Source organism: Thermogemmatispora onikobensis (assembly GCF_001748285.1).
GTDB lineage: Bacteria > Chloroflexota > Ktedonobacteria > Ktedonobacterales > Ktedonobacteraceae > Thermogemmatispora > Thermogemmatispora onikobensis.
In genome coordinates, this window is sequence record NZ_BDGT01000003.1 from 70,568 (window position 1) to 91,361 (window position 20,794).

General features: G+C 61.2%; 16 protein-coding genes. 15 read left to right on the forward strand and 1 reads right to left on the reverse strand.

Going from position 1 to position 20,794, the window contains the following annotated elements:
* Positions 1-54 precede the first annotated feature (54 nt).
* The 12 genes from BGC09_RS02370 to murD all read left to right on the forward strand — a co-directional run bounded on the left by BGC09_RS02370 (position 55) and on the right by murD (position 13,445).
* Positions 55-501 carry a carboxymuconolactone decarboxylase family protein gene (locus BGC09_RS02370; protein ID WP_069801716.1) on the forward strand — a complete coding sequence of 149 codons (447 nt, stop codon included), beginning with the start codon at positions 55-57 and terminating at the stop codon, positions 499-501.
* A gap of 168 nt (positions 502-669) precedes the next feature.
* The gene (locus BGC09_RS02375; RefSeq protein WP_069801718.1) at positions 670-1,683 is read left to right on the forward strand and encodes a catechol 2,3-dioxygenase; all 1,014 of its coding nucleotides are present in this window, start codon (positions 670-672) and stop codon (positions 1,681-1,683) included.
* A gap of 426 nt (positions 1,684-2,109) precedes the next feature.
* Positions 2,110-3,192, forward strand: a complete 1,083-nt coding sequence (locus BGC09_RS02380) for a cobalamin-independent methionine synthase II family protein (protein ID WP_069801721.1) — start codon at positions 2,110-2,112, stop codon at positions 3,190-3,192.
* Between the two features lie 359 nt (positions 3,193-3,551).
* Entirely contained in the window at positions 3,552-4,352 is an 801-nt protein-coding gene (locus tag BGC09_RS02385) for a response regulator (RefSeq protein ID WP_218103935.1), read from the forward strand.
* Between the two features lie 191 nt (positions 4,353-4,543).
* Complete coding sequence (locus BGC09_RS02390) at positions 4,544-5,044, forward strand: acyl-CoA thioesterase (RefSeq protein ID WP_141727598.1); 501 nt, start codon at positions 4,544-4,546, stop codon at positions 5,042-5,044.
* Between the two features lie 66 nt (positions 5,045-5,110).
* Entirely contained in the window at positions 5,111-5,593 is a 483-nt protein-coding gene (locus BGC09_RS02395) for a response regulator transcription factor (RefSeq protein ID WP_069801725.1), read from the forward strand.
* 112 nt (positions 5,594-5,705) lie between these two features.
* A complete protein-coding gene (kdpF, locus tag BGC09_RS02400) occupies positions 5,706-5,801 on the forward strand; it encodes a K(+)-transporting ATPase subunit F (RefSeq protein ID WP_069801727.1) in 96 nt (31 codons plus the stop codon).
* A 34-nt stretch (positions 5,802-5,835) separates the two neighbouring features.
* Entirely contained in the window at positions 5,836-7,572 is a 1,737-nt protein-coding gene (gene kdpA, locus BGC09_RS02405) for a potassium-transporting ATPase subunit KdpA (protein WP_176728824.1), read from the forward strand.
* 3 nt (positions 7,573-7,575) lie between these two features.
* Positions 7,576-9,804, forward strand: a complete 2,229-nt coding sequence (kdpB, locus tag BGC09_RS02410; protein ID WP_069801729.1) for a potassium-transporting ATPase subunit KdpB — start codon at positions 7,576-7,578, stop codon at positions 9,802-9,804.
* A gap of 27 nt (positions 9,805-9,831) precedes the next feature.
* Complete coding sequence (gene kdpC, locus BGC09_RS02415; protein ID WP_069801731.1) at positions 9,832-10,452, forward strand: potassium-transporting ATPase subunit KdpC; 621 nt, start codon at positions 9,832-9,834, stop codon at positions 10,450-10,452.
* 63 nt (positions 10,453-10,515) lie between these two features.
* Complete coding sequence (locus BGC09_RS02420; RefSeq protein WP_245688565.1) at positions 10,516-11,874, forward strand: universal stress protein; 1,359 nt, start codon at positions 10,516-10,518, stop codon at positions 11,872-11,874.
* Between the two features lie 191 nt (positions 11,875-12,065).
* Positions 12,066-13,445, forward strand: a complete 1,380-nt coding sequence (murD, locus tag BGC09_RS02425) for a UDP-N-acetylmuramoyl-L-alanine--D-glutamate ligase (protein ID WP_069801733.1) — start codon at positions 12,066-12,068, stop codon at positions 13,443-13,445.
* 166 nt (positions 13,446-13,611) lie between these two features.
* Here murD and pckA read toward each other — a convergent pair whose 3' ends face one another.
* Entirely contained in the window at positions 13,612-15,195 is a 1,584-nt protein-coding gene (gene pckA, locus BGC09_RS02430) for a phosphoenolpyruvate carboxykinase (ATP) (RefSeq protein ID WP_084657854.1), read from the reverse strand.
* A gap of 796 nt (positions 15,196-15,991) precedes the next feature.
* Here pckA and BGC09_RS02435 point away from each other — a divergent pair.
* From BGC09_RS02435 to BGC09_RS02445, 3 genes are read left to right on the forward strand one after another with little or no spacing between them, the layout of a single operon-like run.
* Positions 15,992-19,045: an FtsX-like permease family protein gene (locus tag BGC09_RS02435; protein ID WP_069801735.1), complete on the forward strand. Its 3,054-nt coding sequence runs from the start codon at positions 15,992-15,994 to the stop codon at positions 19,043-19,045.
* A gap of 31 nt (positions 19,046-19,076) precedes the next feature.
* On the forward strand, positions 19,077-20,042 hold the full coding sequence (locus tag BGC09_RS02440) for an ABC transporter ATP-binding protein (RefSeq protein ID WP_069801737.1): 966 nt from the start codon (positions 19,077-19,079) through the stop codon (positions 20,040-20,042).
* Entirely contained in the window at positions 20,042-20,776 is a 735-nt protein-coding gene (locus BGC09_RS02445; RefSeq protein WP_084657856.1) for an ABC transporter ATP-binding protein, read from the forward strand. The genes BGC09_RS02440 and BGC09_RS02445 overlap by 1 nt, the downstream gene beginning before the upstream one ends.
* Positions 20,777-20,794 lie beyond the last annotated feature (18 nt).

Below are 20,794 nucleotides of genomic sequence, written 5' to 3' on the forward strand. Positions count from 1 at the left end.
GCAGGCCGGCTATTTCAGTCAGCCCACTGAAGGGCAAGGAGAAGAGACGCGCATATGAGCCACTCTCAAGGGGGAGATCAGCTTCCTGAGCTGAAGCTGAGCCAGGAGCAGCTGGCGGAGCTTCGCCAGCGCTATGCCGAGCTGATTGGTTTTGTTCCCCCGCGTGTTCAAGCCCGAACCGATCTGCTAGCCCGCCTCGATCCCGACTTCCTTCTGCTCCAGGAAGAGATCCGCCGGCGCGCTATGTACCCCTCCTGCTTCGATACGAAGACAGCTCAGCTGATGCTCTTTGGCATGCTGCTGGTGCTGCTCTCCGATGCGGCTCATCTGCATGCCCGCGCCGCCCGGCGCGCTGGCGCCACCTGGGAAGAACTCAACGCGGTGGTCAATCTGGCTTTTCTCTTCCGCGGGTTGCCCGCCGGCAACCTCGGCGCTCAAATTCTTCAGCAACTGGTCGCGGATGAGGACCAGCACGGTTCAAAGGAGTCGGAACCACGCTGATGCGACGCGAGACGGCAGAGCAGGAGATGAGCCTTGTCGGCCACAGGCACCGGTCTCTATTCCGCGCTGTGCTCAGCGACTGGGGCCTATCGCAGCCGCAGGCAAGGCCCGGGCCTGTTCTCCGCCGCGCTGCGCTGCAATGCCGCAACCAAGAGAGGAGATGGCCCCATGACGGATTTTCAGGAGCCAATCAGGGACGTTGCCCACTTGGGCCATGTCGAGCTGCTTACCCCTCGACCTGCCGAGAGCCTCTGGTTCTTCACGGAGGTGCTCGGGATGACGGTGACCGACCGCCAGGGCCAGTCGGTCTACCTCCGCGCTTACGGCGATTACGAGCACTGTACCCTCAAGTTGACTGAGGCCCCGCATGCCGGCCTCGGCCATGTCGGATGGCGCACAGTGAGCCCCCAGGCGCTGGAGCGACGCGCTCAGGCGCTGTCTTCTCAGGGCTACGGCCAGGGCTGGATCGATGGCGATGTCGGCCACGGACGCGCCTACCGCTTTACTGATCCCGATGGGCATGTCATGGAACTGTACTATGAGGCCAAAAAATATCTGGCCTCGGCAGAGCTGCGCTCTCGCCTCTATAATCAGCCCCAGAAGTTCACCGGCCACGGTGTGGGCGTGAAGCGCATCGATCATGTGAACCTGATGTGCCACGATATCACTCCTAATCGCCTCTTCTTGCAGGAGCAGCTTGGGTTCCGCCTGCGCGAGCTGCTGCAGCCAGAGGAGAACGGCGTTGAGGAAGGGGCCTGGCTCAGTGTGACGCCGCTGACCCATGACATTGCTTACATGCGCGATTTCAGCGGCGCGCATGGGCGCCTGCATCACCTCGCTTATTGGCTCGATAGTCGAGAGGAGGTGCTGCGCGCCGCCGATATTCTTGCTGAGCATGATATCTTTATTGAGGCCGGGCCTGCTCGCCATAATGTCTCTCAGGCGTTCTTCCTCTATCTGTACGAGCCTGGCGGCAATCGGATCGAAGTCTACTCGGGCGGCTACCTCGCCTTTGCTCCCGATTGGGAGCCGATCGTCTGGCGCCGCGAGCAGCGCGGGCGCGGCGTCTATTGGGGCGGCGCTTTGCCCGAGAGCTTTAAGACCTACGGGACGCCGGTCATCGAGCCTGTGCAGGCCGGCCAGGGTGAACAAACACCAGCTCCTGTCTTCGATCCGCTCTGACCTGCGGCGAGAGTATCCTGCTCTCGCTTCGCCACGCCCGGCCCAGCCGGCGGCCATGTCACTGATCTCCATCGGTTCCTGCCTGGAGCGCCCGCGCCAACCAATGACTGGGCGTGCTACTTGCTCCAGGACCGCACCGTCTCTCAATCGGGCCTCACAAGACAGGACCTGATGCGACGGTTGCTCCCCCGCCGCTCAGGTCAGGTCGAGATGTTGTTTGTTGGCTGTTCGCCTTTTCGCGTTCGCCAGCCAGGCCCCAGCCCAGAGGACCAGCAGACCAGCAGCAGGTATGAGAGAGCCACAGCCCCCGCCAGGGTGTAGCCTGGCCAAGATAGCTGGCAAACCCCGCCCTCTTGATCACGGCTGCCCGCCAGAGGGAGAGGAACCAGCCAGGCGATGCGAAGTGCATGAAGAAGGAGATGCGCAATGGCCTACCATAGCGAAGTTATCGGCAGCTTGCTACGTCCCCCCTATCTCCATCAGGCACGTCAACAGCTAGAGGAGGGAGCGATCAGCGCCGCTGAATTTAAGACGATTGAGGACCGGGCCGTCGATGAGGCGATCGCGCTGCAGGAGGAGGCCGGCATCGAGGTGATTACCGATGGAGAGCAGCGGCGCTATGCCTTCTTCGGCCATCTCATCGAGGCCCTCGATGGCTTTGATAAGTATGGCGGCTGGGCTATTCCTTTCCGCGATGAGAGCGGTGAGGAGTTAGTTATGCGCCGTCCGGTGGTGGTGGATCGCTTGCGCTGGCGTCGCAATATGTGCAGCGAAGAATGGGTCTATCTGCGTGCGCACAAGAAGCACGCGGGTAAGGTGACCATGATTAGCGCCCAGCAGGCGGCAGCCTACTACGATCCCGAGAAATCAAAGGGCGCTTACCCTACGCTCGATGCGTATCTCGCCGATATCGTGGATATCTCGCGCCGCGAAGTCGAGGAGCTGATCCGCCTGGGTTGTACTTATATCCAGATCGATGCCCCTCAGTACGCCGCTTTGCTCGATCCGCAGATCCGCGAGGGCTATCGTCAGCGTGGCAACGATCCTGAGAAGCTGATCGATCGCTGCATCGAGCTGGATAACGCTATCATCGACGGCCACCCGGGGATTACCTTCGGTATCCATATCTGCCGCGGCAACAATCAAAGCAAGTTTTATGCCAGCGGCGACTATGGACCGATCGCACGCATTTTCCAGAAGACGCATTTCCAGCGGTTCTTGCTGGAGTATGACGATGAGCGCTCGGGCGGCTTTGAGCCACTGCGCCACATGCCAGAGGACCGCTTCGTGGTCTTGGGCCTGGTGACAACCAAGAAGCCGCAGCTGGAGAGTCGCGATGAGCTGCGTCGGCGCATCGAGGAGGCGGCGCGCTATATCCCGTTGGAGCGCCTGGCACTTAGCCCACAGTGCGGCTTCGCTTCTACGATCGAGGGAAATCGTCTCTCATTGGAAGACCAGCGCCAGAAGCTGGAATTGGTGGCGAGCGTGGCCCGCGAGGTCTGGGGCTAAGCCACCAGGCAGGTAAAGATCGCTGCGGACGTTTCGCACTGCTCTTCTTCCTCTCCCAGCCAGGCGACGACGGGCCAGGAGCCGGAAAGAAGGATGGCCTATATCCCTCCTGACCCGTCGTTGCTGCCCTGCCCGTTCTTGATGACCTGCCTAGCCCAGGCGTGAGAGTAGCTCCTCCGCCGAAGCTCAACTCCTCTTCCTCCTTCATCACGAGCAGCCTTCCCTCTGACTCCACCTGCCAGAGCTGGCGCACAGGTGAGACAGGCCCATTCTTTGAGAGAATCCTGAGACACACCCCCGAGCCCCTGCCTCTTTTTTGACCGTTCTCAGGCTATACTGGTCTTTGTCGAGGATAGGTAATGGCATGGCAGCAGTGGAGAGAGCAGTGGTTTCGCCTGCCTCTGCTGCCTTGCCACGGCGGGAGGCGCTATATCATGGCGAGCTTTGGGGCCACTATTCTGGTGGTCGAGGATGAGCCGGAACTGGCCGGCGCTCTGGAGCGCAGCCTGGTTGCTCACGGCTACCAGGTTCTGAGTACCGGCAGCGGTGAGGAAGCGCTGGCGCTGTTCGCTCGCATTCATCCTGACCTCGTGCTGCTCGATTTGCTGTTGCCCGACGTGAGTGGCCTGGAGGTCTGTCGACGTATCAGAGTCGTTTCGGCGACGCCGATTATCGTGCTCTCGGTGAAAAATAGCGAGCACGACAAGGTGGAGGCCCTGGATTTGGGAGCCGACGACTATGTGGCCAAGCCCTTCGGAATCGCTGAGGTGCTGGCCCGTATCCGCGTGGCTTTGCGCCGGGTGGAGCGACAACACGGAGACGCCACGGAGGGACAGGTACGTATCGGGCCTCTGGTGGTCGACCTGGGAAGTCATCGTGTTCTGCTCAATGGGCACGATATAGCCCTGACCCCTACCGAGTATGAGCTATTGAGGATCTTTGTGACACATCGTGGTAAGCTGCTGACCCGCCAGATGCTCCTGCAAATGCTCTGGGGTGCCGCCTCGCATGATCGTATGCACAGCCTCCATGTCTATGTGGCACAGCTCCGCCAGAAGATCGAGCCTCGTCCCAATGAGCCACGCTTGATCCTGACTATTCCTGGGGTGGGCTACCGCTTCAGCGACGAGGTCGAGGCTGCTCGCGAGCTTGATTCTTGAAAGCCTTGAGTTTGTCTTGAGGCATTGCCCCGCTCTCTGGAGAAAAGTTTGAGCAAAGTGAGCCAAACTCGGAACGCATCCTGAGCGTTCTTGCTCTACACTGTGGCTGAGAGCAAGTCGAAGTAGTGCTGTGCCAGGACTTCGCTATCGTCGGCGATGGCGAGGCCGAAGAAGGGAAGGAACAGATCAAGATGACTCGACGCTGGCTCCTCCCTTTTAGCTGGGAGGTCAATGTAGAGGCAATCGATGCCATCGTGCGTCTCGCCGCGCTGGAGGGCGCAAGCTTGATCGCGCTCTCTTTGCTGCCAGGCACGATGATACACTCACCCCAGCGCCTGCGCGCTGAGTATTGGCAGCAATCGCAGGATTTTCTGGAGGTGGTGCGCTGGAAGCGCCAGCGCTACGGGGTCCAGGGCGAAGCCTACGAGCTAGTGAGTGAGGACCCCGGACAAAGCATTGTGAGCTTTGCTTACGAGTTCGCCTGTGATCGGGTGCTTGTCATTCGCCGCCGGTATGGCGATGCGTTGTTGCCCGCTTCACAGGTCCAGCGACTTTTGCGCGAGCGCCTGGTGCCCCTGATGCTTTTGTATTGGCCGGAGCAGTCCGCCGATCTCTCGCTTGTGCAACGGCTCCGCTCCTGGCTGCAAACCCACAGGCCCAAACCGCTGGCGCGCCTTGGTAGCGCTCGTTGAAGAACAGAGCCGCCCATGACTCGTCAACTCCGTTACGCTCGATAGAGTAGAGGGGTATATCCAGCGATGAAATCAGGGAATATCGTGATTGCGACAGGTGATGCATTCCTCGGCCCGCTGTTGCAGCGGGCGCTGCAGGCTCAGGGCTATGAGACCGTACTGTGCACTCGCGCGGCGGCAGCTCTGGCTCTGCTGGCTGCACGAAGGCCCGTTTTGCTGATTGTCGATCAGGCTTTGAGCGACGATACTGGCTGGGGTCTGCTCCGTCAAGCCCGCGCGCATGACCTGCTCGCTCCACACCTTACGGATCAGGGCGACTCCTGTCTCCCTGTCATCCTGTTGTCTGCTAATCCTCTCCAGACGCGGCCTAGCCCCGAGTTGCGTCCGTTCGCTTGCCTGCCCCGTATCTGCCCACTCGGCGCCGTGCTGCGGCTGGTAGCACAGGCTTATGGCCTGAAAAAGCAGGAAAGGGGAGAGGAGGGACAGGCCGGCCAGAGTGCCCCAACTCACGAGGTAAGGCTTCCAGGAGAGGAGAAGCTCTATGCTTGATGTCGTGATTGTTCTGGTGACGCTGTGCATGTTCTTGCTTTTCGTCGGCTTCACAGTAGCCTGCGAGCGCTTGTGAACAGGTTTCCATGATCTACCTAAAAGGAGCGTCTCGATGAATACACCTCTGGAATACCTGCTGACTGGTTTGAGTGCCCTGCTGCTGTTGATCTACCTGGTCATCGCTCTACTGAAGCCGGAACGCTTCTAAGCAGCTCACTCATCTATAGAGGATGGCATTTGCGATGTCCATTACGCTCAATAGCCTTCTACAGATTGCTCTCTTTGTAGCACTTGTTTTGGCGCTCACGAAGCCGCTTGGCCTCTATATGACTAGGGTCTTCAACGGTGAGCGCACCTGGCTGTCGCCGGTCTTTGCTCCGTTAGAGCGCTTCATCTACCGCGCCAGCGGTATTGATCCCCAGCGGGAGCAACGCTGGACCGGCTATGTGATCGCCATGCTGGCCTTTAATCTGGCTGGCATGCTCCTGCTCTATGGGCTGGAGCGCACGCAACAATGGCTGCCGCTCAATCCGGCGCATCTGGGGCCGGTGGAGCCGCAGCTGGCGTTCAATACAGCTGCCAGCTTTACGACCAACACAAACTGGCAGAATTACGCCGGCGAGCAGACCATGAGTTACCTGACTCAGATGGCTGGCCTGGCTTACCATAACTTTGTCTCGGCGGCCACTGGCATGGCTTTGGCTGTGGCCCTGGTGCGTAGCCTGGCACGCCGCAGCGCCGAGCAGCTTGGCAATTTCTGGGTCGATCTGACGCGTGCTACCCTCTATATCCTGCTGCCGATCTGCCTGGTCGGGGCCCTGGTATTGGTTTCGCAGGGCGTGGTCCAGAATTTCAATGCTTACACGGTCGTCCATACCCTCGATGGCGGCCTGCAGGTCATTGCTCAGGGACCGGTCGCTTCCCAGGAGATCATCAAGGAGCTGGGCACGAACGGGGGCGGTTTCTTCAACGCTAATTCTGCCCACCCTTATGAGAATCCAACCGCTCTGACTAACCTGATCGAGATGCTGGCCATCATTGGCATCGGCGCCGGCATGTTTTACATGTTCGGGCGCATGGTCGGCGACACCCGGCAAGGCTGGGCTTTGTGGGCGGCTTCGGCCATCATCTTCATTCTGGCCCTGGCCGTAGCCCTACCCGCCGAGCAGGGCGGCAACCCTCTGCTAGCGCATCTGGGGGTCAACCAGCAGGCTTCCGCTCTGCAGCCCGGCGGCAACATGGAGGGCAAGGAGGTGCGCTTCGGCATTACAGACTCCGTGCTCTTTACGGTAACGACGACGGCTACTTCCTGCGGCGCGGTCAATAGCTTTCTCGATAGCTATACGCCACTCGGCGGCATGATCCCGCTGGCCAATATCGCCCTGGGCGAGGTGATCTTCGGCGGCGTCGGCTCCGGTCTCTATGGCATGCTGATGTTTGCCATTCTGACGGTCTTCATCGCCGGGCTGATGGTGGGACGCACACCCGAGTATCTCGGCAAGAAGATCGAGCGTAAGGAGGTCATGATGGCTGCCCTGGCGCTGCTGATTGGCCCGGCTACGATTCTGGGCTTCGCCGCTCTGGCCAGTGTCTTGCCCCAGGGCCTGGCATCGCTGACGACTAATGCCGGTCCGCACGGCCTCTCGGAAATCCTCTATCTGTATACCTCTTCGAATGGCAACAACGGGTCGGCCTTCGCCGGCCTGGCTGGCAATACGCCTTTCTACAATTGGACCGGGGCTTTTGCTATGCTGATCGGGCGTTTCGCCTTCTTGATCCCTGTTCTGGCCTTTGGCGGCTCGCTTGTCGGGAAGCGCGTGGTGCCCGCTGGACCAGGAACCTTCCCAACGACGGGACCGCTCTTTGTCTCGCTGCTGGTAGGGGTCATCCTGATCGTGGGTGCCTTAACCTACTTCCCGGCCTATGCCCTCGGACCCATTGTTGAACACTTGCTGATGCTGGCAGGAAGGACCTTCTGAAGAATGAGCAGCCACACACTGGAAGTGCGACCGTGGAAGACACGGCGCAAAGGCGCGGTGTCTTCCTTTGATCCGCAGATCGTGCGTCGCGCCTTATTGGAGGCATTCCGCAAGCTTGATCCGCGCTGGCAGATCAAGAATCCGGTGATGTTTGTAGTAGAGGTCGGCAGCCTGATCACGACGATTGAGTTTGTGCGTCTGCTATTGACCACTCCCGGGCCGGCCTTCCCTGCCGAACGCCTGCATAACGAGACGCTTTTTGTGCTGGCCGTCAGCCTCTGGCTCTGGTTTACGGTGCTCTTCGCCAACTTTGCTGAGGCGATGGCCGAAGGACGGGGCAAGGCTCAGGCCGAGACGCTACGTCGCGCGCGTACGACGACGACGGCCAAGCGCCTGCGTCGTCCCGAGCGCTCAGCCCCTTGGGAGGAGGTGCCCGCGCCTGCGCTGCGCAAGGGCGATTATGTGCTGGTGGAGGCCGGCGATGTCATTCCCGGCGATGGCGAGGTCGTCGAGGGGGTGGCAGCGGTCGATGAGTCGGCGATCACCGGCGAGTCCGCCCCGGTTATCCGCGAGAGCGGCGGCGACCGCAGCGCCGTGACCGGCGGGACGCGCGTGCTCTCGGACTGGATCGTCGTGCGTATCGGGGCCAACCCCGGCGAGACCTTCCTCGATCGGATGATCACCCTGGTCGAAGGGGCCCAGCGCCAGAAGACGCCTAATGAGATCGCTCTTAATATTCTGCTCGCCAGCCTGACGATCATCTTTCTGCTGGTCGTGGTCTCGCTGGAGCCGTTCGCCATCTACTCGGGGAGTCCGGTCTCGATTGCGACCTTGATCGCCTTGCTGGTCTGCTTGATCCCCACGACAATCGGTGGTTTGCTCTCCGCCATCGGGATCGCCGGCATGGATCGCCTGGTTCAGCGCAATGTGCTGGCTATGAGCGGGCGCGCCGTGGAGGCCGCCGGCGATGTCGACGTGCTCCTGCTCGATAAGACAGGGACTATTACCCTGGGTAATCGCCAGGCGACGCGCTTTCTGCCTATGCCCGGCGTCGACGAGCAGACCCTGGCCCGCGCCGCCTTGCTGGCCAGTCTGGCCGACGAGACACCCGAGGGCCGCTCGATTGTGACCCTGGCCCGCGAGCGCTTCGGAGTCGAGGAGGATAATAGCCTCCAGCAGCATCAGACCAGCCGCTTTGTGCCTTTCTCGGCCACGACACGCATGAGCGGCCTCGACTTGCTGGCCGATGCCTATGCGAGAGTGGTGGGGACAGCCAGCATCACCAGCGCAGATAAGGAGGCAGATCCTCCGCAGCGCACGATCCGTAAGGGCGCCGCCGATGCTATTCTGGCCTATGTGCAGGCACACGGCGGCGATGACGGGCATAGTGAGCTGCTGCAGCGCACGGTCGATGAGGTCGCCCGCGCCGGCAGCACCCCGCTGGTGGTCGCTGAGACCTGGCGCACTGGCCAGGATCACCAGGAGCAGGCTCGCGTGCTGGGCGTGATCGAGCTGAAGGATATTGTCAAGGGCGGGATGCGCGAGCGCTTCGAGCAACTGCGCCGCATGGGCATTCGCACGATTATGATCACGGGCGATAACCCCCTGACCGCGGCAGCAATCGCTCGTGAGGCTGGCGTCGATGACTTTCTGGCCCAGGCTACCCCTGAGACGAAGCTGAAGTTGATCCGCGAGCAGCAGGCCGGCGGACGCATGGTCGCGATGACCGGCGATGGAACGAACGATGCCCCAGCTCTGGCTCAGGCTGATGTCGGCGTCGCCATGAACAGTGGTACCCAGGCCGCCAAAGAGGCCGCCAATATGGTCGATCTGGATTCGAATCCGACCAAGCTGATCGAGATCGTGGAGATCGGTAAGCAGCTGCTGATCACACGCGGGGCCCTGACAACCTTTAGCATCGCCAACGATGTGGCGAAGTACTTCGCCATTATCCCGGCGGCCTTCTCGGCCACCTACCCAGAGCTGAATGCCCTCAACATCATGGGTCTGGCCACCCCACACAGCGCGGTGCTCTCAGCAGTCATCTTTAATGCTTTGATCATTATCGCGCTGATCCCTCTGGCTCTGCGCGGCGTGAAATATCGTCCGATCGGAGCCGGGCCTCTGCTACGGCGTAATCTCTTGATCTATGGTCTGGGCGGCATCGTGGCCCCTTTCGTGGGTATCAAGCTCATCGATCTGCTGCTCTCACTGCTGCATCTGACACTCTAGACCGTCTTGTTCAAGGGGATGAGCACTATGCATCTCTCATGGAAGTTTCTTGCGCGTGAGTATCTCCGCCCGGCACTGATGCTGACGCTGCTCTTGACGATTCTGCTGGGCCTGCTCTATCCCGGGGTGGTCACCGCCCTGGCCCAGCTGCTCTTTCCTGATCAGGCCAACGGAAGCCTGCGCTACTCCAATGGCCGCCTGGTCGGCTCGGAGCTGATCGGACAGTACTGGACCTCGCCCCGCTACTTCCACGGACGCCCCTCGGCTACGCTCAGCGATGACGGCAGCAAGACCCAGCCCTATAACGCCGAGAATTCCGGCGCCTCTAACCTCGGGCCGACCAACAAGGCCCTGGCGCAGACCGTGCAGCAGCGTATCGCTGAGCTGAAACGTGAGAACCCCGATGCGCCACCGGGACCGGTGCCTGCCGACCTGGTGACAGCCTCCGGCTCGGGCCTGGACCCCGACATTTCGGTAGCCGCCGCTCTCTACCAGGTGCCGCGCGTGGCCAAGGCTCGCGGGCTGAGCCAGGAGACGGTGCGCCAGCTCGTGCTGAACCATGTGCAGGGGCGCTTTCTGGGTATCTTCGGCGAGCCACATGTGAATGTGCTCGACCTGAATCTGGCACTCGATGCCCTTCAGCATTAACGTTGTCCAGGCCCTGAGCCTCCCAATGAGGAGGCCCAGGGTGTACCAGGGAGGAGCCTGTCAATGATGAGCAAGCAGAGAGCCAGGCGCGAGACCAACGATGGGCGCCCTTCTCCCGAGGAACTGCTGCAGTGCTACGGCCTGCGCGACGAGGATCTGGCCGGGCAGCAGGAATCTCAGCAGGGAAACAGGGTAGCTGGCGGCGACCAGACCCCGACACCGGCACTAGCAGCGCGCTCTCCACGCCCCTCTTCGAGCCGTCGCGGGCGGCTGCGCATCTATCTGGCCGCCGCCCCAGGAGCGGGCAAAACGTACGCAATGCTCAATGAGGGCCACCGACGCAAGAGTCGCGGGACCGACGTGGTCATCGGCTATGTCGAGACCCACGGTCGCCCACGCACTGCCGAGCAGATTGGCAATTTGGAGATCATCCCTCGCAAGAAGCTCGTCTACCGCAGCCTGACCTTTGAAGAGATGGACCTGGAGGCTATCCTGGCCCGTCGCCCCCAGGTGGTGCTGGTCGACGAGCTGGCCCATACCAACGTCCCTGGCTCCAGGCATGAGAAGCGTTATCAGGACGTGTTAGAGCTGTTGGAGGCCGGTATCGATGTGGTGACCACCCTCAATATCCAGCACCTGGAGAGCCTCAACGATATCGTGGCCAACATCACTGGCGTACAGGTGCGCGAGACGCTGCCCGACTGGCTTCTTGACCAGGCCGACGAGGTCGAGTTGATCGATATCTCGCCCCACGCCCTGCGTCAGCGCATGAAACATGGTAATATCTACCCTCGTGAACGCATCGACGCCGCCCTCAATCACTTTTTCCGCGAGGGCAACCTCACGGCCCTGCGCGAGCTGGCGCTCCGGCGCACCGCCGAGAAGACCGAGGCCCAGCTGCAGCAATACATGGCCTCGCATAAGATCAACAAGCTCTGGCCCGCTTGCGAGCGCATCCTGGTCGGCTTCGATCACCGCCCTCACAGCCGCCAGGTCATCCGCGATGCCTGGCGCCTGGCCCACAGCCTTCAGGCCCAGCTGATTGCCGTCTCCGTTGAGCCAACCGGCTTCGCCGCTCTAACGGCGCGCCTGGTGCGCCTGCTCAAACATGGCCGCCGCTTGCGCGCCGAAGAGGAGGCCGCACGGCGCCGTCTTGAAGAGCACGCCCAGCTGGCCGAGGATCTCGGAGCCGAGGTGCTCCATGTGCGCAGCCGTGACATCGCCCAGGCGCTCGCTACTCTCGCCCACGAGCGCCGCATCACCCTGATCGTCCTGGGCCTCCCGGCACGCCGCCGCTGGGAGGAGCTGCTGCGCGGCTCGCTGGTTAATCGTCTGCTCCGCCTCAGTAGCAACATCGATATTCACCTCGTCCCGCGCCGCCCCGACAGCGAAGCGGAGGACTCCCCCCTATCCTATGTATAAGCAGCAGTACCAGCTTAGCTGGTGAGCAGGCCAACGCAGCGGTTCGCATGGTGCGACAGGCCGGCGCGCAACCCACAGCCACAGCTCGTCACCAGGACTTGACAGCCTCACACCCAGGCTGCTATACAACCTCCTATATACTGCTGATGAGACTTCCCCCTACCTGAGCGGAGAAGAGGAGCTGTTGACGGATGGAGCTACGCGGGAAACGTGTTTTGGTCATGGGACTGGGCTTGCAGGGCTCAGGCGTCGCCGCAGCCCGCTATGCCGCGGAGCAGGGCGCCATTGTGCGTGTCACCGATAAGAAGCCGGCAGAAGTACTGGCCCCCAGCATTCGCGCGCTGGAGGGTCTCCCTATTGAGTTTATCCTCGGCGAACATCGCGAAGAAGACTTCCGCTGGGCCGAGATCGTGATTCGCAATCCAGGTATTCCACGCAATTCTCCCTACCTGCAGATTGCTCAGGCCCACGGCGCCCAGATCGAGATGGAGCTGGCGCTCTTCATGCTCGCCTGCCCGGGACAGACCATCGGTGTCACCGGCACACGCGGCAAGACCACCACTACCACCCTCATTTACGAGATCCTGCGCGCCGCCGGTAAGCCCGTGATCATCGGCGGCAACGTCGCCGGGGTCGAAACACTCTCGCTGCTACCCCAGGTCACACCCGAAACCCTGGTGGTTCTGGAAATGTCAAGCTGGCAATTGGAGGGCTTCGAGCAACACCACATCAGTCCCTCCGTGGCCGTCATGACGAATCTCTACCCCGATCACCTCGACACGTATGCCAGTATGGAAGAATACGGCGCGGCTAAAGCCAACATTTTCCGCCACCAGCGCCCCACAGACCTGGCCGTCTTCAACTACGATAATCCCTGGACACGCCGCTTCGGCGAGGAGGCGCCAGGTCGTACCTGGTTCACTAGCCTGGAACGCGGCGGCAGCTTTCCCCGTGGCTCCGACGAGCTGCGGCCTTTTACCTTCCGCGATACCCCCCTGCCAGGGCGGCATAACCTGGAAAATGTGCTCCTGGCTACCACCGTCGCCCACCTGCTAGAGATTCCCGATGAGATCATCGCCAGCACCGTGCGCCAGTTTCGCGGCGTCGAGCACCGCCTGCAAGAGGTGGCCATCATCGATGGCGTACGCTATATCAACGATACGACCAGCACGACGCCCGTAGCCGGGCGGATGGCTCTGACAGCCTTCAATGAGCCACTGATCCTGATCGCCGGAGGCAATAGCAAACACCTGCCTCTGGAAGACTGGCCGGCCCAGATTGTGGCCCGCTGCCGCGCAGTGCTCTTGCTGCAGGGCAGCGGCACCGAGGAGCTGCTGCCCGCCCTGCGCGCAGAGGTCGCCAGGCAGGGACGCCCCGACCCGGTTCAGGGAATCTTCGACCGCTTCGAGGAGGCGCTCGATGCCGCTGTGGCTTTGGCCCACCCCGGCGACGTCGTCCTGCTCTCTCCAGGCTTCACCAGCTTCGGCATGTTTCAAAATGAGTTCGAGCGCGGTCGCCGCTTCATCGCCTACGTGCGCGCTTTGCAGGAGCGCAAAGGGCAGCAGCAATAGCCAGAGCATCCCTACTAACAAGGGGAGGCTGAGCCCCCACTGCCGGCCAATACCTCCCTGAAACCATGAAAACATGAAAAAAGGAGGGCACACTGACAAGAGTCTGCAGTGCAGCCCTCCCTTCTCTACCTGGCCGGGGCGCCCTCCTCACCAGTAGGATAGCAGCTCAGCGTGGCCCGGCAGCGCGCACTTCCTCGCCCGGCAGCGTAAACTGCTTGAAATTCTCCTTGAAACGCGCCGCCAGCTCGCTGGCCTGGCGATCGTAGGCTTCAGGGTCAGGCCAGGTGCTGCGAGGATTGAGCAGCTCCGCTGGCACACCAGGGCAGGCTACGGGGACATGCAGCCCGAAGACGGGGTCGGTGATCGTCTCCACGCTCTCTAGCTCGCCGCTGATCGCCGCTCGCACCATCGCCCGCGTATAGTTGATGTTGATGCGTCGTCCCACTCCATAGGGGCCACCGGTCCAGCCCGTATTGACCAGGTAGCACCGCACCTGGTGAGCCACAATGCGCTCGCGTAGCAGATTGGCATACTCTCCGGGCCGCAACGGCAGGAAAGGCGCCCCAAAGCACGGACTGAACGTCGCCTGCGGTGTTGTCACTCCCGACTCCGTCCCCGCCAGCTTACTGGTGTAACCGGAGAGGAAATAGTACATCGCTTGCTCGGTAGTCAGGCGCGAAACCGGCGGAAGCACCCCAAAGGAATCCGCCGAGAGGAAGATGATGGCCTGGGGATGACCAGCATGCCCCTCCAACACCACATTGTCGATGAAGTCGACCGGATAGGCCGCGCGCGTATTCTCGGTAATTGAGGCATCCTCATAGCGGGGCTCGCGCGTCTTCTCATCGAGGACGACATTCTCATAGATGGCACCGAAACGCATGGCATTCCAAATCTGCGGCTCATGCTCGCGCGAGAGATTGATACATTTCGCATAGCAGCCGCCCTCGAAGTTAAAGATACCCGTGTCGCCCCAGCCATGTTCGTCGTCGCCGATCAGACGCCGCGTCGGATCAGCTGACAGGCTTGTCTTGCCGGTACCAGAGAGGCCGAAAAAGAGCGCCACATCGCCTTTCTCTCCCACATTGGCCGAGCAATGCATCGGCAGGACTCCCTGGGCTGGGAGCATAAAATTGAGCACAGTGAAGACCGCCTTTTTCATTTCGCCGGCGTAGTGAGTTCCAGCGATCAAAATCAGGCGCTCCTCAAAGTCGATAATGATGGCCGTCTCCGAGCGCGTGCCGTGGGTCCGCGGGTCGGTATGGAAATTGGGCACACAGAGAATCGTGAAGCCCGGGCGCTCGCTGGCCAGATCCTCGTCCTTTACACGCAGGAAGAGCTGGCGTGCGAATAAATTGTGCCAGGCCAGTTCCGTAATAACCTGCAGCGGTATGCGGTAAGCCGGATCAGCCCCGGCTGCGGCATCCAGCACATAGACGTCGCGCCCCTGCAGATAGGCAGCCAGGCTACGACGCACCATTTCGAAATGCTCCGGCGCCATCGGGTGGTTATTCTCCCCCCACCAGATGCGTGACGCCGACTCCTCGTTCGAGACAATGTATTTATCCTTGGGAGAGCGCCCCGTATGTGGGGCGGTCTTGGTGGCAAGCGCGCCATTCGAGGCCAGCATTCCCTCGCCGCGCGCTAGAGCATGCTCAACCAGGATGGCCGGGGCAAGATTCCAGTGGATCTTGCCCAGGTTCATCAGCCCATATTCTTCCAGGGCCTTCCGGCTCATCATCATTGTCATAGAGTGTTCTCCTTTTAGGGCACGTTGGCAACGGCTCTGTCCTGCCGCCGTATGCTCAGCCGCCCAGGCTCCCGAGCGGAGACCGAGAAAAAACGAACGCCATAGCCCGATAAATATCCCCAACAAGCGCAATGAATAAAGAGAAGTGAGGCGCTCAGGCAAGCCCGGCGCTCGGCATACCAGCGTGTGCGTATCCGTCTTTGAGTGTCCGCACAGCAACGTTGATGCCCCTACCGGTCGTTAGTTTATCAAACTTGACCGGGACAAAGCAACCCATTGAGTTGCGGGCCTGATCCCCTTCTCCCAGCCCCTCCAGCCGCCAGACAACGGAATGGATCGGGCTACAGTGAGCTGCGCAGGTGGTGTTAACCTAACGGTTGCTTATCCATTGGCAAAAAAATTTGAATAGGTTGCTGGCACTCACCAGCCCTTCTACACGCCGAGACAGGAGTGGCAGGCTCCAGCAGCATCTCCTGCCCGGCAGGCAGGCGGACAGACAGACAGACAGACAGACACGCACCCTGTTCTTCCACCACCCGCTCTCTCCCCTCAGCGACAGATCTCTGCGACTTCGAGCCTATTTATTCGTTTTTCTCTATAGAGAGACAGCCGGGTATCCACATGTCTTCAGGACAGCCTATTGCTCCCGCTACCTCTTACTCCTTTCTTCGTGGAAACAGGTGCCTGGTCACGCTCGCCTGCCATCCCTCAACCCAGGGACGCGGGAGCCACCGCCAACCGTCACGCCAGAATGTGGATCACCTGCTGTCTAGCACCGCACCGGGAAGGAAAGAACATGGCTCGCTTTCTACCCGCTTTTCGTTCCGCCAGTCCGTCCCCTACCGTTAACAACGGCGGGGAGGTTGCTTCGCACTCGTTTGTCAGGCTGGCGTTCTGGCGCCTACGCCGCACCTGGGGCCTGCTTTCGTTGACAGCTCTCGGACTGCTGGCAGCGGTCACCATTCTCTGCACTGTGCCTCTCTACTCTGCCTTGACACTCTCCCTCGGCCTGCAAGACGCTTTTCGCTCTCAGCCCCAAAGCGCCGATATTGTGGTAGAGAGCAACGCAGAGCAGCTCTCCGCCTCTGGACTCAGCCACGCTTCTGCTCTGCTCGATCAGGAGTTTCGACGCTTGCTCGGAAGCTATCTGAGCGATGCCAATCTCTCCATCGCCACGCCCCTTGTACCGCTGGTGAATGCAGACACTCAGACGATTAGCGGCAGCGAGGTCCAGCTGGTCACCGAACCGGCAGCCAACCTGACCGCTCACGCTTCCTTGCTGGCAGGCCGCTTTCCCCAGGCAACGCTACCTTCCTCTTCAACGGATATCCTGGAGATCGCTCTCTCTTCGCAGGAAGCCAGCCAGCTGAAGGCCCGGCCCGGCTCGACCTTTATCGCACAGTTTGCTTACGTGCAGATTCCTACCCAGCGCGTCGTCTACAATGTGACTTTGCGCGTGGTGGGGGTCTTCTCTCCCCACCCCGACCCGTCGTTCTGGCAGGGCGCCACCTTTACGACTTCCCCCCGGGGAGTGAGCAACGGCCAACAACTGGGCCAGCAATCGACGTTTCTGACAACGACTGAGAGTCTGCTGGCCCTCTTCGACCGCTTCGGGCAACAGACGCATGGCCTCGTTTTGGAGGAGCCTTTCACACTCTCCTGGCTCTACCGCATCGATCCTCAGAAGATCAGCATCGGTGATCTCCGATTGCTTTTCACCAATATCGATCAAGTTGAAAGTAATATCATCAACAACCCAGGCTTGAATACCCCGCCTCTGATAGAGCATCTGCAGGTGAATCTGCCCAGCGATGCTTTGCAGAAGTTCTATGATCAGATGAGCACGCTCACGATCCCTCTTTTCTCTCTAGTAGCGCTGGTAATGGGCCTGGTGCTCTTCTTTGTCGCGACTATAACCGATCTGCTGATCGATCGCCAAAGCGAGGCCGTGGCGATCTTACGCAGCCGGGGCGCCAGCCGCCTGCAGGTCGCTGGCATGTTCCTGGTTCAGGCACTACTGCTGACGCTTCTGGCCCTGGTTGGTGGTCCACTGCTGGCCCTTGGCCTGGCACTCAGTCTGGCGCATGTGCTTTTGCCAGGCAACGAGCAGCTTTTGCAGCTGTTACTGATCAGCCAGCCGCTGGAGACACTCTTTTCGCTCAGCGGCTATGCGCTGGCTGCCGCATTGGTGGGCCTGCTGACAATGGCCATCACGATCGGACGCGCGACACGCTCCGATGTGCTGGCCCTGCGCCGTGAAGCCGCCCGCACCAGCCAGATTCCGCTTTGGCAGCGCCTCCATCTTGATGTGGTGGCTGCGCTGCTGATGATCCCCGGCTATGGGATGGCGCTCTATCTGACAAATTCACAGGCGCTCGATGGCCACACCCGCCTGATCCTGCTGACCCCGCTCACTCTGCTGGGAGCACTCTTGTTGATTCTCGCCTCATTGCTGCTCCTCCTGCGCCTTTTCCCACTCATTCTTACTGCAGGTGCGCGCCTGGCAGCAGCTCGCCGGGGCCTGGCTCCTCTCCTGGCTCTGGTCCAAATGGCGCGCGCTCCCCGCCAGTCCCTGCGCATGACCCTCCTTCTGGCCCTGGCAATCGCCTGCCTGCTTTTCACTCAGGTGCTGTTGGCCTCGCAGGTTCAGCGTAGCGACGATAGCAGCTCCTTTCAGGTGGGTGCCGATCTCAGCGGTCGGCTCACACAGCCTCACACCCCCAGGGAGCTGGCAACCTTGACAGCGGCCTATCGGCGCTTACCAGGAGTGCTCTCGGCCTCGCCAGGTCTGGCGACGACCCTCTCAGGGGGCGGAACCCAGGATGTATCGATCGCCCTTCGCGCTGTTGATGCTGCAACGTTCACTCAGACAGCCCAGTGGAGGCGAGCAAACTCGACTGTGCCTCTGTCAACGCTGATGCAGTCGCTGGTCAGCGCAGGGAGGGACGCGGTCATGACTCACGTCGTGCCTGCTATTGTCGATGCCAATGCCGCACGCTCGTTGCAGCTTGAGCCACACAAGACCTTTACACTGAGCAGCAGCGATGGTCAACTCTCGCTTGCCTTCCTCGACGTGGCCACGGTCGATGCTATTCCAACCATCGTCTCCTCATCGTCGCCGAGTGGCTCGCCGGGTGATGACGTCCCTGATGGCGGCGTGCTCGTCGACTACGGTACCTACGTGAGGGTGCTGCAGAATCAGTTTCAGCAGGAGTTTGTCGCCCAAGAGGCCCCGCTGAATTATGTCTGGCTGAGAACCGTGGACGATGGAAACCAGCTAGCCGCGTTGCGTCAACAACTCAGCCAGACAGGAGCGCTGGCGCTCTCACCGCTGCTCGATCGGCGCGCGCTCCGCGACCAGCTGCTGCGTGCTCCACTCTATCTGGACCTGGTCGGGGTGCTGACGATTGGGGCCAGCAGCGCACTGCTCCTGGCCCTTTTTGGAAGCCTGACGGCTTCCTGGCTGAGTGTGCGCCGCCGCCTGACGGCTTTTGCTGTGCTGCGGGCCTTGGGGGGCAGTCCTGGACAACTGGCCGCAACGCTGGCCTGGGAGCAGCTCCTGATCTATGCCTTCGCCCTGTTGCTCGGCATCGGGTTTGGAGCCTTGTTCTCCTGGCTGACTGTGCCGGCCCTGGTTTTTACTGCCACTAGCGGCAATGCGCCAGCGGCAACTTCGTCCGGCGCCTTCTATGTGGCGCAGAGCATGCCGCCTGTGCAACTCGCTATTCCCGCCTGGCTCCCTGCCATTCCTGTGCTTCTGCTGGTCCTCTTCGTGCTCGCCTTAGCCCTGATGACGCGCACCGTCTCGCACCCGGCAGTGAGCTACGTGCTCCGTGTCAGCGAGGATTAGGGAGAGTAGGTCGTACTGGTAAGGAGTTTGTATGACGTCAGCGGTCATTGTTTGTGATAATCTGGTCAAGATTTACAAGGTGGCTGATCTGGAAGTGGTGGCCTTACAGGGGCTGGATCTGGAGGTCCAGCCCGGTGAGATGCTGGCCCTGGTGGGGGTTTCTGGCTCGGGCAAAACCACCTTGCTGAATATTCTGGGCGGCCTCGATAGTCCCAGTGCCGGGCGCTGTCTGGTGGCAGGCTATGATCTGGCTCGTCTCAACGAGCGACAGCGCCTCTTCTACCGACGCTTTGTGGTCGGTCACGTCTGGCAACAGAGCGGGCGCAATTTGCTGCCTGAGCTGAGCTTGCAGGAGAACATCGAGCTGCCGCAGCTTTTAAGCGGGGTTGGGCGCCGCGAGCGCCTCCGACGAGCGCGTGAGCTGCTCCACTTGATCGGTCTAGAAGCGGCAGCCCAACGCTTGCCAGCCCAGATTTCGGGCGGAGAGCAGCAGCGGGTGGCCATTGCAGTGGCTCTTGCCAATCAGCCTCAGATCCTGCTGGCCGACGAGCCGACGGGGGAGCTAGATACCCAGACGGCGGGGGAGATTCTCCAACTGCTGCGCCGCCTAAATCGGGAGCTGGGCCTGACCATCGTCCTGGTGACCCACGATCCGGCCCTGGCCGCTAATGTGGATCGGGTGATCGCTATCCGCGATGGGCGCACGAGCACAGAGACGGTGCGCCGCGAGGCGCCCCTGGCCAGCGTTCCCCCTCATCTGACCACCGCCAGCGCGGTGATCGCCTTGCCCAGCGAGACCCACCGTGAGTCGGTGCTGATCGATCGCGTGGGACGGCTCCAGCTTCCCAAAGAGGCCCTGGAGCGCATTCCTTTTCACGGGCGCGCTGAGGTGGTGATTGCCAGCGACCACGTGGAACTCTGGCCCGTTGGCAGCCTGCTCAACGGGAAACCTGCCGTTGGCCCGAACGGCAGTGAGTCAAGGGAGGAGCAACGGTGATGGAAGAGCAGCTTGGCTTTGATCAGCGCCCTCTGTACGGCGAACGAGCTTTTCAGCCTCCGGCACCAGCGGTAGTGGAAGCCTACAACGTCTGGCGCGAGTTTCGCAGTGGGCACAGTGTCGTGTACGCGCTGCGCGGCGTGACACTGCGTATCGAGCCGGGGGAGTTTGTGGTCCTGCGCGGACGCTCCGGCTCAGGCAAGACGACCTTGCTCAATATTTTGGTCGGTCTCGACGACCCCACCGAAGGGGAGGTGATCCTGCTTGGACAGCGCTTGCGCCGCCTGAATGAGCAGGCTCGCGCTCGCTTGCGTCGGGAGGCCATTGGAATGGTTTTCCAAAACGCCCATCTCTTCCCATCGTTGACGGCTCAGGAGAATGTCGAGGTGCCGCTGCGATTGGTGCACCTGGAGCCCAGGGAGCGCCGTCAGCGGGCCCAGGCGGCCCTGGAGCGCGTGGGATTGGCCCACCGGCTGCACCATCGCGGTCTTGAGCTATCCGGCGGAGAACAGCAGCGGGTGGCCCTGGCTCGGGCTTTGGTGCATGAGCCACGCCTGCTTGTAGCAGATGAGCCAACAGGCAATCTGGATACGACCACGGCTCGCGCGATGATGCAGTTACTGCGCGAGCTAGCCCATGAACGCGGCATCGGTCTGCTGATGGCTACCCACGATCCCGAGGCCGTGACCCTGGCCGACCGCGTCCTTGAGATCTCAGACGGTACCCTCCGCTAGCCGGGGTGATAGCTAGAG